The organism is Anabaena sp. AL09, assembly GCF_001672255.1.
GTDB classification, from domain to species: domain Bacteria; phylum Cyanobacteriota; class Cyanobacteriia; order Cyanobacteriales; family Nostocaceae; genus Dolichospermum; species Dolichospermum lemmermannii.
Genome location: NZ_LJOQ01000020.1, coordinates 62,666 through 76,793, shown reverse-complemented (window position 1 = coordinate 76,793; position 14,128 = coordinate 62,666). Strand labels below are relative to the sequence as shown.

The following is a 14,128-nucleotide window of genomic DNA, read 5'->3' as shown; positions in this document are numbered from 1 at the left end:
TTTTTGAAAATATTAAAACCTCAAATCCAATTGGTGTAGGGGTTTCAGGGATATTTTACCGAAAATATCATAAAGGGAGCGGTAGAGCCATAAATACCAAATTGTAACTGCTTGGTAAACTAGATTAAAAATAAGAAAAGAATTAGGTATAAAAGCAGTAAATCCTCCAACAAAACCTGTTACCCAAACATTCCAAAAAAGATATGAAAACCAAAATCCTGTTGGTTGAAATGCCTTTTTTCTAACCCGATTATCTAAAAAATAAAGGAGTTGTTTGGGTGTAAAATATAAAGTGTTATTAGCAGAAATATCTGCTAATGTTTTAGAAAACATAGAATCAGTAATTTTCACATTTAGCATACTTGTGGGTTCAAAAACAAAAGGATGATTGCATTTTAAACATCTTCCTTGATTTGCTGTTCTGTCTTTTAATTTATTATCAGTTCCGCAGTTAATACATTTCATGGTTTTCTTGGTTTTGATTTTGGGGATAAATTAATAATTAAAAAAGTTGAATTTTAGATGATTTGATTATTAAGTAAAATGCTGTAATCTTCCCGTTTACGAATTAAATGATGTCTACCATTTTCTAATAATACTTCCGCAGGTTTAGGACGATGTGAAAAATGTGAAGACATAGCATAACCGTAAGCGCCAACATCTAAAATAGCAATAATATCGTCAATTTTTAAAGCGGGAAGTTGACAATTTTTGCCTAAATAATCTCGTGAATATGTGGTATTTCCACAAACATCAGTTAGATATTTTTCAGAAGTTGAATTTTTCAAAGTTATAATTTCTCGATAACCTCCATGTACAGAAATAACAGCAATATTAGCAATAGTAGAATCTACACCAATAATTTGTTTTTCTCCTTGCCATTTTACCGAAACAACTTTAACTAATAAAGTAGCACAACCCGCTATAGTAGAGCGTCCTGGCTCAATCATTAAATTAATATTTCTGCCAATTTTACTAATTTTATTAGTTAACTGATTTCCAAATAATTGCCAATTAAAAGCTACATGATCATGATGATATGGATAACCAAAACCACCACCAAAATCTAAATATTGCCAATCTGGTAACTTTTGTGCAATTGCTAAAACCGCATCAATAACATCAGTAAAGGCTGTTGTTGCATTAGTTCCTGTACCGCGATAAAAATGTAAACCAGAAATCTTTAAACCCGCAGCCGAAGCAATAGAAACAGCCTCATCAAAATCAGCCGAACTAACACCAATACGACTATCCTCCGACACATTCAACCGCAAACCAATATTTAACTTTTCTGTTGTGTTTCTCTGTGTCTTTACGCGAAATAAAAAAACCTCACAACACAAACGCAACTGAGAAATACTATCTAAATTGAGAGTTGTTACACCCCAATTGATAATCTGTTCCATTTCCTCCCGATTTAAATTACTACCGCTATAGACGATATCACCAGCATAAAAACCCGCATTTAAACCCAAATAAATATCACCTGGAGTATTAGCATGAAGTCCCCAACCGGCGTTTTTAAATATTTTTAGTAATGCAATATTACTATTTGTTACACTAGCAAAATGAAACTGAGTATGGGGATAACTAATAGCTTTGGTAATATATGAAATAGTTTGGCGTAAAATATCGCCGTTGTAAACGTATAAAGGAGAACCGTAAACTTGCAATAACTCCTGTGCAAGTTCTAATTCTAAATTTGGGATTGCTGTAACTTTTTCCATAACCATTGAGGTAAAATAAATGGATGAGATAAAGACTTTTTGCCTAATTTAGAACCAAAAACATGATAACGCTTGACGTAATTGCAATCCTTGGACTTCAGCAATTATTTGGTTTAATTGTTCTTGGGTTAGTCGTTGGTTCATGATTTTTAGTAACTTTTGATTAATATAGGTTGAGAAACCAGATCCCCGACTTATTTGAGAAGTCGGGGATCTAAATTTTAGAGAGTATTGATATCAATACCTTTAGCTTGTAATTTTGCTAATAGGTCTTGATAATTTTGACGTTCCTGTTCCATTTGTTGATTGAGTTCCAGAGATGTGAGAAACTTCCGTCCGTTAGGATAATAAATTTCTAAGTTATCTGCTGTTAATTCAAAACGTATTCCTAAACGGGGACTTATCCAATTATTAGTTTCTTCAATCTCTTCTAGCCATTCTTCTTGAAGAATAAAACCTGTTAATTTGACTTTCTTCGGATGATAAACATAGTATTCTTCTACTCCATAACGTTGATAAAAAAGGAGCTTTTTAGCCATTTCTTGACTACGATTTCCTGGAGACAGGATTTCAAATACTACTTGAGGTGCAATATTATTTTCTTCCCATTGTTTGTAAGAACCTCTTCTACCTTTTGGTCTACCGAAAATCACCATGATATCAGGCGCTTGACGAGTTTTCACACTTCCTTCAACCGGATACCAAAGTAAATCACCTGCGATGAAAACATCATTTTCTGATGCAAATAATATTTCCAAATTTTCTTTAATTTTAACTATCCATTCATAATGTTCTGTATTATCAGCCATTGGATTCCCATCACTATCAGGATAGATGATTTCTGCTTGAGTTTCTGATGTGAGTTGCTGTACCATATCTGTATCTCCATTTCTTGGAAGTGCATAGGATTCGGAAATCAAATCAGATCCCCGACTTCTCAAAGAAGTCGGGGATCTTAATAGACAGGAAAATTTCAGTGAGTTGGTGATATTCTTTTAAAGTGAAGCTTTTAACCTGAATTGTCGTCATATATCTTGCTCCTTGAGGAATTGCCATTATATATATTCTAAAATGTGCCAGGAATTGCTATGCTAAAACTATAATAACTATTAAGGAAACAATGCGATCGCCTACTCTTACCCCGACAATGACTGCTTTTCCCTTGGCTGCTGTAGTTGGTCAAGAAGCAATTAAAATAGCTTTGCTGCTGACAGCAGTAGATCCCGTTTTGGGGGGTGTGGTAATTGCAGGCCGTCGTGGTACGGCTAAATCTGTGATGGCGCGGGCTATTCACGCTTTATTACCACCTATTGAAGTTGTCAAAGGTTCTGTTAGCAACTGTGACCCCAACCACCCCGAAGAATGGGATGATAAACTTTTAGCGGAACAAAGACAGGAGATAGAAACGGAAATTATCCCTGCACCTTTTTTGCAGATTCCCCTCGGTGTCACAGAAGACCGACTTTTAGGTTCTGTGGACGTGGAACAGTCGGTTAAACAAGGTGATACGATTTTTCAACCGGGATTACTCGCTACAGCCAATCGTGGTGTGCTGTATGTGGATGAAATCAATTTATTAGATGACCAAATTAGTAATCAACTTTTATCCGTATTATCGGACGGACGTAACCAAATTGAACGGGAAGGAATCAGTTTTCAACATCCTTGCAAAACTTTGTTTATTGCCACTTATAATCCAGAAGAAGGAGCGCTCAGAGAGCATTTACTTGATAGAATTGCGATCGCCCTATCAGCAGACGGAGTTCTGGGTATAGATCAAAGAGTACAGGCAGTTGAACAAGCGATCGCCTATTCCCAGTCTCCCACAGAATTTCTGCAACAATACAGCGAAGATATAGACTCACTCAAAACCCAAATCATCCTGGCACGGGAATGGTTAAAAGAAGTCACCATTAGCCAAGAACAAATTACCTACCTCGTCAATGAAGCCATTCGCGGTGGTGTAGAAGGACATCGGGCAGAATTATTTGCAGTGCGCGTAGCCAAAGCCGCAGCAGCCTTAGAAGGACGCAGTACCGTCACCGCTGAAGATTTACGTCGCGCAGTGGAATTGGTGATAGTTCCCCGAACCACAATTATTCAAACTCCACCAGACGAACAGCAACCACCACCACCTCCCCCACCACCACAAGAAAATCAAGACGAGTCCGAATCAGAAGAAGAACAAGAGGAAGAACAGGAAGAAGAGAAAGAAGAAGACCAAGAACAGCAAGAACCCCCAGACATTCCCGAAGAATTTATCTTTGATCCAGAAGGGGTAATTCTCGACCCGGAAGTGCTTTATTTTACCCAAATGGCACAAAAGCAAGGTAAATCTGGAAGTCGCAGTATTATCTTCTCAGACGATAGGGGACGGTACATTAAGCCGATGATTCCCAAAGGTAAAGCTAGAAGAATAGCCGTAGATGCCACACTGCGAGCCGCAGCCCCATATCAAAAAGCACGCCGGGCTAGACAACCTGATAAAAAGGTGATTGTCGAACAGGGAGATATCCGTTCTAAGCGGTTGGTGAGAAAAGCCGGTGCATTAGTAGTATTTGTAGTAGATGCTTCCGGTTCAATGGCTTTAAATAGAATGCAATCCGCTAAAGGTGCGGTGATGCAGCTTTTAACAGAAGCATATCAAAATCGTGATCAAGTATCTTTGATCCCCTTCCGAGGAGAACAAGCGGAAGTTTTATTACCTCCTACCCGTTCCATTGCTTTAGCTAAGAATAGGTTAGAAAGATTACCCTGCGGTGGTGGTTCACCTCTCGCACATGGTTTAACTCAAGCGGTACGGGTGGGGATAAATGCCCAAATGGGTGGGGATATCGGACAGGTTGTGATAGTGGCAATTACGGATGGACGTGGTAATATTCCTTTAGCTCGTTCTTTGGGTGAACCCATGGAACCAGGAGAAAAGCCGGATATCAAAGCCGAATTATTAGATATTGCTGGCAGAATTCGAGCTTCAGGGATGCAGTTGTTGGTAATTGATACGGAAAGTAAGTTTGTATCCACTGGCTTTGCGAAGGAATTATCAAAAACAGCCGGAGGTAAATATTATCACCTGCCTAAAGCAACTGATAAAGCTATTGCGGCTATGACTAGAGGTGCTATAGCGGACATGAAAGCAAAATAGTAATTAGACCTATCTGTAAATTTTGTTTTAACCCTTAACTGATCAGGTTTATAAGCTAAGTTGTAGATAGGTCAATTTATTTTCATCACCATTGAAGGAGAATGTAATAAATGCAACTTTTAGCTCCAACCGAAGAGAAGATGTGGGAAAAAACACCATCTCTAAACCACATCACTATGTCTGATCAAGAAATAAACGATAAATATGAAAAGGGTGAACAACGAATATTAACGGAAATGAACCGGGAAAAACTACCAGCTTTCGTAGATGCGTTAAAAAAACCCGGTTATATGGATATTCAACCTTTTTATCAACGCAGAAAAAGGTGGGATCAAGGCAAAAAATCACGACTTATAGAATCTTTTTTGAGTAATATTCCTGTACCACCAATTATTCTTTACGAAAGAGATTTTAATGTTTATGAAGTTATGGATGGTCAACAGAGAATTACTGCTCTTGAGGAATTCTATGACAACAATCTTAAATTGGAGGGATTAGAACTTTGGCCAGAACTAAATGGACGTACTTACAAAGAACTACCAGCAAAAATTAAAGCAGGAATTGATCGTCGTTCCATATCTACTATAGTTTTAATTACAGAATCAACATCTAGTCCAGAAGATGCACTATTTTTAAAACAGCTTGCTTTTGCACGTATCAATACTGGAGGAGTAGAACTGAGTCGTCAGGAAATACGAAATTGTTCATTTTATAGTCAGTTTAATCAGTTATTGCTAGAATTAGCAGCTAATCCAATTTTTGCGGCTGCTTGGAATATTCCTATTCATGATGATGAAAAACTTCAGAATAATAACCTCTACAAAAAAATGGAAGATGCAGAATTAGTTCTGCGTTTTTTTGCACTGCGTAACACTGATAAATTTAGTAGGGGTATGCAAGGATTTCTCGACTTATATATGATGAAAAGTCTATCATTTTCTGATGAAGATATAGAATTTCTGAAAAACATTTTTCTCCAAACTATAAATCTAGCTCATCAAATTTATGGAGAGAAATTATTCAAGCCTTTTGATTCTCAGTCTGATACTTGGACAAATGAACCACGTAAAGCTTATTATGATGCGGTGATGGTTGGTTTTAGCAGACACTTAGTAGATGTAGATATTTTACGCGAACGTAAGCCAAGAGTTATTGAGAAAACTAAAATTTTGTTTAGGGAAGATAAATCAAAGCTATTTACTGGTGGAGGAAAAACTAAGGCTGATATTCAAAATGGAATCAGTTTGTTTGATGATATGCTGTCTCAAGTCATAGCAGGATAAAAAGCAATGTTTGAAAATCTGCTCATGGCTGTAAAAGTTAATATTTCTACAATTCGTTCCATTATTAAAACTAACGAGAAAATTCGAGAGATTGCTTTTGGTGATGTTTCTCTACATACAGAAGAAACAAAAATAGTCCTCACAAATCTGTTTCAAGATATCCCTGAATTAACTGAGGGGCGTGTTTATGATCACTGTGCTGTCGTAACTCGTTTATATGCTATTTATGAAACCTTTGTAGAAGACTTAATTCGAGATTGGTTAATATCATTACCAGAATTATATCCAAACTATTTAAACTTAGAAGAAAGTATACGCAATACCCACCAAATAGGAGTGGGAAGATTGCTAGTTGAACTTAAAAAAAATAGATATTCGCACTTAAATCCTGAAACAGTAATGCGAGGGTTATTCTATGGAAACACTGGTCAGGAGAAATATGAACTAGTATCAGACGCTTTTCTATTTCATGAAGACAATTTACGCAAAGATACTCTAGAAAGATTGTTAACAAATGCTGGAGTAGCAAATACATGGTCTTGGATTTTAAAAAATAGATATGTAATACATTTTATTAAGGAAATCAGAGCAAATGAAAACTCAGTTGACAAGGAACTTGATACATTTATTAGTTATCGTAACGATGCAGCACATGAAACAAATATTGATAATTGGTTATCTGCTAAGGAACTTTTAGAATTATGTGATTTTGTGGAAAGTTTGTGTCAAGCATTAACTGAATTAGTAACTTATCAAGTTATTGAAAATAAAAAATTAATTGGTCAAGCTCAAGTAATTGGTAAAATTACAGAGTGGTTTAAAAAACCTCAAGCTGCAATTTTAACCGCAGATGGAGAATATTTATTGTCAGTCGGAGATAGTTTATTTTTAGTAGGTGATTCATACTGTCAAATAGCTACAATAGAGAGTATTAATAGTGAGTTAATTCCTGAGATTAAAACAACCCCAGGAATGGAGATCGGGTTAAAATTTGATGTTGATGCCAGAGAAGGGTTAAAGCTATATCAATTAATAACTTGAATTTGTACTCAAAATCAATTTTAAAACATCCTTAAATTTTGTAAATTCTAATGCTGATAATAAAAAACAGCCGCAGGTAAATATTATCACCTACCCAAAGCCACTGATAAAGCGATCGCGGCGATGACGAGAGGTGCTATAGCAGACATGAAATCAAAGTAAGTTGACGGAAAATTAATTATTCATAGTTGTGCTTTTAGCAAAGATTGCATAACCACAAAATTATCAATTTAGGGCTTATAGCAAAACACTAAAATATTAAAAATAGAGGCTCAAAATATGAATTAGCTAATCCGAAAACAACCCGTAAAAAGTAGCTAGAGCAGGTAATAGGTAATAGAGAATAGGTAAGAATTTTACCAATTACCTATTACCCATCACCAATTATTAAGCAGTTACCTTTTCACTTTCTAAACCAGCCAATCTTTCGGCCAATAGTTTTTCCAAAGAAATCAAAGCCTTGGTAAAACCATCAATACCTTCTGCGAGTTTATCAGAAGCCATGCGGTCAGCATTGTGCATTTGATCAAAGGTAGCTTTATCAATAGAAATTTTGGCAATTGATAAATTTGCTACCTTAGCTGGATCAAGTTTGCGGGGTAATTCTGTGACAGTGTTTTGCAATTCTGTCAACAACCCTGGAGAAATAGTCAGCAAATCGCAACCAGCTAATTCAGTAATTTCGCCAATATTGCGGAAACTAGCGCCCATTACCTCGGTTTTATAACCAAACTTTTTATAGTAGTTATAAATGCTAGTTACAGACAATACACCTGGATCTTCCGCTGCGGGATAGCTATCCCGGCCAGTATCTTTCTTGTACCAGTCAAGAATCCGACCAACGAAAGGAGAAATTAAAGTGATACCAGCTTCCGCACAGGCGATCGCTTGGTGCAGACCAAATAGTAAAGTTAAGTTACAGTGAATACCTTCTTTTTCCAAAATTTCTCCAGCTTTGATACCTTGCCAAGTAGAAGCAATTTTAATCAAAACCCGCTCCTTGGAAACACCAGCAGCTTTATACTGAGCGATTAAATCCCGTGCCTTAGCTACGGTAGCATCTGTATCATAGGATAACCGAGCATCTACTTCTGTAGATACACGACCAGGGATAATTTGCAAAATTTTCAATCCAAAAGATACCGCCAAACGGTCAAAAGCTAGAGATACCACCTGTGCTTGACTAGCACCAGCGCCAGCATCTTTTTTAGCTTTCAGTAAAGTCTGATCAACAATATCCTGATATTCCGGCATTTGTGCCGCAGCAGTAATCAGTGAGGGATTGGTAGTAGCATCTTGAGGTTTAAACTGTTCAATTGATTGGATATCTCCGGTATCCGCTACCACAACGGTCACCGCCCGTAGTGCTTCTAGTAAGTTCTTAGGCATAACATACTCCAATGTCAGTGGTCAGTTGTCAGTTGTCAGTGAATAGGCAAGAGGCAAGAGGCAAGAGGTAAAAATGTTTACCAATTCCCAATCCTCAGTCCCCAATCACCCATTTTAGATGCGTCATGCTGTAATTGGCTGTCCAATAGAATGCACTTTAATTAAACTTGTTGTTCCAGATTGACCAATTGGGACACCAGAGGTAATCACCACCTTGTCACCTTCCTGAACTAAACCACTATTTACAACAGTGTCTACCACATTCACAAACATTTCTTCAGCATTGTGAACAGGTTGAATCAGTAGCGGTTCTACACCCCAAGATAAAGCTAATTGACGGTAGGCGGTACAGTCCGAAGTAAGAGCGATAATTGGTGTGCTGGGACGATATTTAGAAACGAGTTTGGCTGTGCTTCCTGATGTAGTATTACAGAGAATCGCTTTTGCACCAGTTTCATAGGCAATGCGACAAACCGATTGAGATACTGATTCTGTCACCGTCAAACTACCCGCTTTCGGACTCCAAGAATGTCTATTTCCCTCTTGAAGTACGGTTTCTGTTCTTAATGCAATATTGTGCATAGTTTGGACAGCAGCTATGGGATATTCACCCATTGCGGTTTCTCCAGATAACATTACCGCATCTGTGCCATCTAATATTGAGTTAGCCACGTCCGTAGCTTCAGCGCGAGTAGGGTCGGGGGCGCTAATCATGGACTCTAACATTTGAGTAGCTGTAATCACGGGTTTACCAGCTTGATTACAACGACGAGCAATGTCTTTTTGAATCAGGGGGACTTCATAAATCGGTACTTCCACCCCTAAATCCCCACGAGCAATCATAATACCGTCAGCGGCTGCAATGATAGCATCTAGCTGTTCCACAGCTTCTGCCCGTTCAATTTTGGCAATGAGACGAATTTTTGAGCCAGCGCCTTCAATCATCCGGCGTGCAGGTTCGAGGTCTTGGGGCGATCGCACAAAGGAAACCGCCACCCAGTCTACTCCTAATTGTATCCCAAAACGTAAATCCATTAAATCCTTTTCTGTAATTGAACTTACAGGTAAAGGAGTTGCAGGTAAATTTACACCTTTATGAGAAGAAATCAAACCACCAATATTCACATGAGCGCGAATTCTATCAGCGTCTCGACTGGTAACAGTTAATTTCACCCGACCATCATTAATTAAAATCGTTTCACCACATCGCATCATAGCAAAGAGAGTAGGTAGAGGTAAGGGTAACTCATCAATAGTTTCACCCTTCTCTTGTAAAACAAAAGTTACCTCAGTCCCAGCTTCTAACATCAGTCCTTCCGGTGGTAATTTTCCCAACCGAATTTTTGGACCACACAAATCCTGCATAATCGCAATTGGCTTGTGTAAATCCTTGCTAATTTGCCGCAAATGATGAAAAACCTGAGCATGAGCCTCATAAGCGCCATGAGAAAAATTCAACCGCGCCATATTCATTCCTGCTCTTACCAAAGCTTCTAACTTCTCAGGTGAAGATGTAGCAGGTCCAATAGTACAAACAATTTTAGTGCGACGCATAAGTATGTAAGGAGTAACGTTAAGGTAGCACACTCCGTTAAGCCCATGGAGAATATAGATTAAATGAACCACGAAGAAGCAAAGAACACGAAGGAAGAAGGAAGAAGATGGATAATTTTACACTGGAGATGGAGTGTCATTAATCACCGATTTCCTAAATCAATCCTTCTTTCTTGGCCATTGACAACATCAAATCAATGACGCGGTTGGAGTAACCCCATTCGTTGTCATACCAGGAGACAATTTTGAAGAAATTGGCATTGAGTTCAATTCCTGCCCCTGCGTCGAAAATGCTAGAGTGGTCATCACCTTGAAAATCCGTAGATACTACCTCTTCATCGGTGTAACCCAAAATACCTGATAAATTACCTTCCGCAGCTTTTTTCATCGCTGCACAGATTTCTTTGTAAGAAGTGGCTTTAGTAGTTTTGAAAGTTAAGTCAACCACGGAGACATCAGGAGTGGGAACTCTCAAGGCCATTCCAGTTAATTTACCTTTCAATTCTGGTAATACCAAAGCCACCGCTTTAGCTGCCCCTGTAGCGGAGGGAATAATATTTTGACCAGCACCCCGTCCACCGCGCCAATCTTTACGACTGGGACCATCTACCGTGGGCTGAGTGGCTGTTGTGGCGTGAACTGTGGTCATTAACCCTTCGGCTAAACCGAAGTTATCATTAATGACTTTAGCAATGGGGGCTAAACAATTTGTAGTACAACTTGCATTGGAGACAATCAAGTCTTTTGCTGGGTCAAATAGGTGATGATTTACACCCATGACCATTGTTTTTACTTTCTCTGGTTCTTTTGTCGGTGCAGAAATCACAACCCGCTTTGCACCTGCTTTGAGGTGGTTTTCCGCCCCAGGGTAGTCTGTGAAGAGTCCTGTGGATTCAACAACATAATCTACACCCAATTTACCCCAAGGTAATTCGGCGGGATTTCGCATGGATACGCAGGGGATAAAATGACCGTCAATAACTATCCCGTCTTCTCTGGCTGCAACTTTGCTTTTCAATCTCCCGTGTGTAGAGTCGTACTTGAGAAGATAAGCCAGATTATCGGGGGGAACTAAATCATTAATTCCTACAAATTCAATATTGGGATTAGTAAGACCAGCACGTAACACAAGTCTACCAATTCGACCGAATCCATTAATACCAATTTTCAACTTCGTCAAAATTAAACCTCCTGTGTTGGGAATTTCAGCAAAGGTTAACTGGCCCGGTTAATTCTAGTCTGACTTAGCTGATTCTTACAGTCACAAAAGGCATAAAGTTAATTTAACTGGCATATTTTAAGGTTTAGCTATTGTTCATTGATTACTTGCATTAAAATCTTCGTGTGTTCATAGAGGAGACTGATACTTTTAACCGAGACATTCCCCGACATCTGAGATATCGTGAATATCTAGTATAACATCACCAACTGAGTTGGTAAAGGTGGTATCCCACATTGCCTTGAGGAAAATCCCCACGGCTCCATTAAAATCTCGCGGTATTTCATAACCGCAATTAGGGCAAACAAAGTTCTTAGAACTACCAAGTTTTCTATGAACGTGTCCGCATTTCGTGCAAGTCTTCGATGTATATTCTTCAGTTATTCTCACTAAGAAAGGAACCGTAACGGTTACACAAATGTTCAAGAGTTTGAGAGAACTGATAGAATGCCCAAGTCATCATTGCCCTAGCTGTTTTGCTCCTTAGCTTCCGTTTCTTTTTAACAACCATTTGGGAAGTCTCAAAGGTAGGAAGTACAATCACATCATAGTTTTTGGCTAGATATGAACCGACTTGTTTATGGCACTCAGAGCGAAGATTTTTAATCCTAGTTCTGAGTCTTTCCATCGCCAGTCTAAGTTTGGATCTAAGACGTTTGAATTTGTGTCCAACGCTTAGATCATGCTTTGATTTAAGCTTATCAAGGTGTGAGCAAAGTTTAGCTATTTTGTTGAAATCTCCATTCCCAAACTCTAAGAAGTCGCTGCCATCAAAACCAGTCATAAAAGTTCTGATGCCGGGGTCAAGTGAAATTATTTTATTTGTAACACTTGCGGTCTGCTGCAATTCTACAGGGAAGTGAGCAAACCAGCGACCCTTGTTGTAGGTGAGTTCTGAAGACCCGTCAGTTAAAACACAAAAATCTTGTCCTCTAAATTCAGGACGCGGTAGATGTTTAGTTGTTGATACCATCCATCTACCATTTTTATATGCTGACGGGTCAAATTGAATGGTTAGTTTTTGGTCACGGATACTTCGGAACTTAGCAATCCTTAGTCCTGCTTGATGATGCGGTTTTTTGTCTTTACCTTTATTAATTGTTTTGGGGTTTTTGGCTGTTTCTGACCAGGCTTTATATGCTTCCATTGCAGCGTTGTCTAGTATTTTAGAAACATTCAAATCTAAACACCATTGAGGGATTAAACCGGAGGCTTTAAGCATGGTTCTAAACCCCATTTTTCCACCTTTTTTACCAACCTTACTAAACCCTTGATTTTCGTTTAAGTAGGCAATGGAAATGTTGTAAACCTTGCGAACGGCAGCCACCCATTTTTTCCAAATAAACTCAAGTTCCTTTACTGGATACACTCGGTAACTCACTGTCTTCAGCGACTTGTTTTTTGTACTTTCTGAGTCCGTACAATCGCCAACTGAAGACATGGATAATGGCAAGAATATCTTCAACCATTTCGCGTTCTGGACTGAGGTTCGCTTGGTTGAGAACCAATACTTGAGTTTGCTGCCTAGCACAGAGCCATGAGATAAGATCGAATCCAAAGCGACAAAGCCGATCTTTGTGGGCAATGACAACAAGCTTGCAAGTGTTGCCGAGAACTCTGTCCAGTAAGGTTTGAAGACCTTTTCGCTTGAAGTTGAGTCCGCTGCCGATGTCAGTGATGATTTCTGCGTCAGGGTAACGAGACTGGAGAAACTGAACTTGTTGCTCAAGGTCGTTTTTCTGACTGCGGCTTGAAACTCTGGCATATAGAATAGTGGCTCGTTCGTCTGGCGGATTGCCATGTCGAACAGGGATAATTGAATCGAGGTTATATCTTCTTTGTCCACCTTGGGTAAAGATGCCTTCGATTTTCCCGTCTTCAAGCCACCTTTCAAGCGTTTTGGTGCTGACTCCCAATCTGGTAGCAGCGACTCTTGGAGGTACATAATTTACTGTCATCTGATAGAACTAAGTTTGTTGCTTGTCCTATCATACCACGAATGTCCGGCTATGTCTAGTATGTCATGGTAAATTACGTCCTATCTCTAACTCTATTTCCTTTAAAGCTTGCTCAAAATCATCATTGATAATTTTTATATCAAATTCGTTAGCAGCGGCAATCTCCTCTTCAGCACGTTGCAAACGACGAGAAATAGCCTCTTCCGAATCTTGTCCCCGTCCACGAATGCGGTTTTCTAGTTCTGCAAATGAAGGTGGCAAAATAAAAATACTCAGGGCGCTAGGGAATGTATGACGGATTTGTCTTGCTCCTGCTAGTTCAATTTCTAGCAACACCAACTTACCCAACTGAATATAGTTCAAAACAGCTTCACGGGGCGTACCATAACAGTTACCAGCAAATTCTGCCCATTCTAAAAATTCGCCTTGAGTAACTAACTGTTCAAACTGACTCCGACTAATAAAGTTATAGTTTTTACCATTGATTTCTCCCGGACGAGGTGAACGAGTCGTTGCAGATACTGAATAATGCAATTCTGGATAACGCCGGAGAATTTCATTCATTAACGTACCTTTGCCGACTCCACTCGGACCGGTTAAAACAATTAGTTTGCCCAGAGGCGGACATTCTTTCGTATTTGCACCATTATGGGTAGGTAAAACTTGCATTATCCGTGAAAAAAGTGAATTAATAAATACAAATGATTCCTTAGTCTTGTTTTAGCGACTAAAATAACTAATACTATTTTGAATTTAGGATTTGAGATGGTTAAATACCTACGGTATCAGCCTCTGCGGCAGTATTTCTTATC

General features: G+C 38.8%; 13 protein-coding genes. 3 read left to right on the top strand and 10 right to left on the bottom strand.

Annotated features, from left to right (window positions below; translation table 11 throughout):
- Window positions 1-12: 12 nt before the first annotated feature.
- The 3 genes from AN490_RS03825 to AN490_RS03815 form a co-directional block, all read right to left on the bottom strand.
- Window positions 13-351 (bottom strand): hypothetical protein, encoded by a 339-nt coding sequence (locus AN490_RS03825; RefSeq protein ID WP_300000105.1) that lies wholly within the window; start codon window positions 349-351, stop codon window positions 13-15.
- A gap of 167 nt (window positions 352-518) precedes the next feature.
- Complete coding sequence (locus AN490_RS03820; RefSeq protein ID WP_300000103.1) at window positions 519-1,733, bottom strand: decarboxylase; 1,215 nt, start codon at window positions 1,731-1,733, stop codon at window positions 519-521.
- A gap of 215 nt (window positions 1,734-1,948) precedes the next feature.
- Window positions 1,949-2,602 (bottom strand): Uma2 family endonuclease, encoded by a 654-nt coding sequence (locus AN490_RS03815; protein WP_300000101.1) that lies wholly within the window; start codon window positions 2,600-2,602, stop codon window positions 1,949-1,951.
- A 245-nt stretch (window positions 2,603-2,847) separates the two neighbouring features.
- On the opposite strand from AN490_RS03815, the gene bchD reads away from it, so the two are divergent.
- From bchD to AN490_RS03800, 3 genes are all read left to right on the top strand, one after another.
- Window positions 2,848-4,872: a magnesium chelatase ATPase subunit D gene (bchD, locus tag AN490_RS03810; protein ID WP_300000099.1), complete on the top strand. Its 2,025-nt coding sequence runs from the start codon at window positions 2,848-2,850 to the stop codon at window positions 4,870-4,872.
- A gap of 110 nt (window positions 4,873-4,982) precedes the next feature.
- Window positions 4,983-6,155: a DUF262 domain-containing protein gene (locus AN490_RS03805; protein WP_300000097.1), complete on the top strand. Its 1,173-nt coding sequence runs from the start codon at window positions 4,983-4,985 to the stop codon at window positions 6,153-6,155.
- Window positions 6,156-6,161: 6 nt separating this feature from the next.
- Window positions 6,162-7,196, top strand: coding sequence for an MAE_28990/MAE_18760 family HEPN-like nuclease (locus AN490_RS03800; protein WP_300000095.1), 1,035 nt, complete (start codon window positions 6,162-6,164; stop codon window positions 7,194-7,196).
- A 387-nt stretch (window positions 7,197-7,583) separates the two neighbouring features.
- Here the strand turns inward: AN490_RS03800 and AN490_RS03795 are convergent, their stop codons facing one another.
- The 7 genes from AN490_RS03795 to gmk form a co-directional block, all read right to left on the bottom strand.
- Window positions 7,584-8,585 carry a transaldolase gene (locus AN490_RS03795; RefSeq protein ID WP_300000093.1) on the bottom strand — a complete coding sequence of 334 codons (1,002 nt, stop codon included), beginning with the start codon at window positions 8,583-8,585 and terminating at the stop codon, window positions 7,584-7,586.
- A gap of 123 nt (window positions 8,586-8,708) precedes the next feature.
- Window positions 8,709-10,139 (bottom strand): pyruvate kinase, encoded by a 1,431-nt coding sequence (pyk, locus tag AN490_RS03790; protein WP_148764744.1) that lies wholly within the window; start codon window positions 10,137-10,139, stop codon window positions 8,709-8,711.
- 154 nt (window positions 10,140-10,293) lie between these two features.
- Window positions 10,294-11,319, bottom strand: a complete 1,026-nt coding sequence (gene gap / locus AN490_RS03785; protein WP_300000090.1) for a type I glyceraldehyde-3-phosphate dehydrogenase — start codon at window positions 11,317-11,319, stop codon at window positions 10,294-10,296.
- A gap of 189 nt (window positions 11,320-11,508) precedes the next feature.
- On the bottom strand, window positions 11,509-11,748 hold the full coding sequence (locus AN490_RS03780) for a zinc ribbon domain-containing protein (protein ID WP_300000088.1): 240 nt from the start codon (window positions 11,746-11,748) through the stop codon (window positions 11,509-11,511).
- Window positions 11,735-12,685 carry a transposase gene (locus tag AN490_RS03775; RefSeq protein ID WP_300000086.1) on the bottom strand — a complete coding sequence of 317 codons (951 nt, stop codon included), beginning with the start codon at window positions 12,683-12,685 and terminating at the stop codon, window positions 11,735-11,737. The genes AN490_RS03780 and AN490_RS03775 overlap by 14 nt, the downstream gene beginning before the upstream one ends.
- A gap of 19 nt (window positions 12,686-12,704) precedes the next feature.
- Entirely contained in the window at window positions 12,705-13,316 is a 612-nt protein-coding gene (locus tag AN490_RS03770; protein ID WP_300000084.1) for an IS607 family transposase, read from the bottom strand.
- 63 nt (window positions 13,317-13,379) lie between these two features.
- On the bottom strand, window positions 13,380-13,985 hold the full coding sequence (gene gmk / locus AN490_RS03765) for a guanylate kinase (protein ID WP_168697111.1): 606 nt from the start codon (window positions 13,983-13,985) through the stop codon (window positions 13,380-13,382).
- Window positions 13,986-14,128 lie beyond the last annotated feature (143 nt).

Excerpts from the sequence above, each read along its gene's own strand:
- AN490_RS03820 (WP_300000103.1), bottom strand. The coding sequence starts at position 1,733 with ATGGTTATGGAAAAAGTTACAGCAATCCCAAATTTAGAATTAGAACTT.
- AN490_RS03815 (WP_300000101.1), bottom strand. The coding sequence starts at position 2,602 with ATGGTACAGCAACTCACATCAGAAACTCAAGCAGAAATCATCTATCCT.
- bchD (WP_300000099.1), top strand. The coding sequence starts at position 2,848 with ATGCGATCGCCTACTCTTACCCCGACAATGACTGCTTTTCCCTTGGCT.
- AN490_RS03805 (WP_300000097.1), top strand. The coding sequence starts at position 4,983 with ATGCAACTTTTAGCTCCAACCGAAGAGAAGATGTGGGAAAAAACACCA.
- AN490_RS03800 (WP_300000095.1), top strand. The coding sequence starts at position 6,162 with ATGTTTGAAAATCTGCTCATGGCTGTAAAAGTTAATATTTCTACAATT.
- AN490_RS03795 (WP_300000093.1), bottom strand. The coding sequence starts at position 8,585 with ATGCCTAAGAACTTACTAGAAGCACTACGGGCGGTGACCGTTGTGGTA.
- pyk (WP_148764744.1), bottom strand. The coding sequence starts at position 10,139 with ATGCGTCGCACTAAAATTGTTTGTACTATTGGACCTGCTACATCTTCA.
- AN490_RS03770 (WP_300000084.1), bottom strand. The coding sequence starts at position 13,316 with ATGACAGTAAATTATGTACCTCCAAGAGTCGCTGCTACCAGATTGGGA.
- gmk (WP_168697111.1), bottom strand. The coding sequence starts at position 13,985 with ATGCAAGTTTTACCTACCCATAATGGTGCAAATACGAAAGAATGTCCG.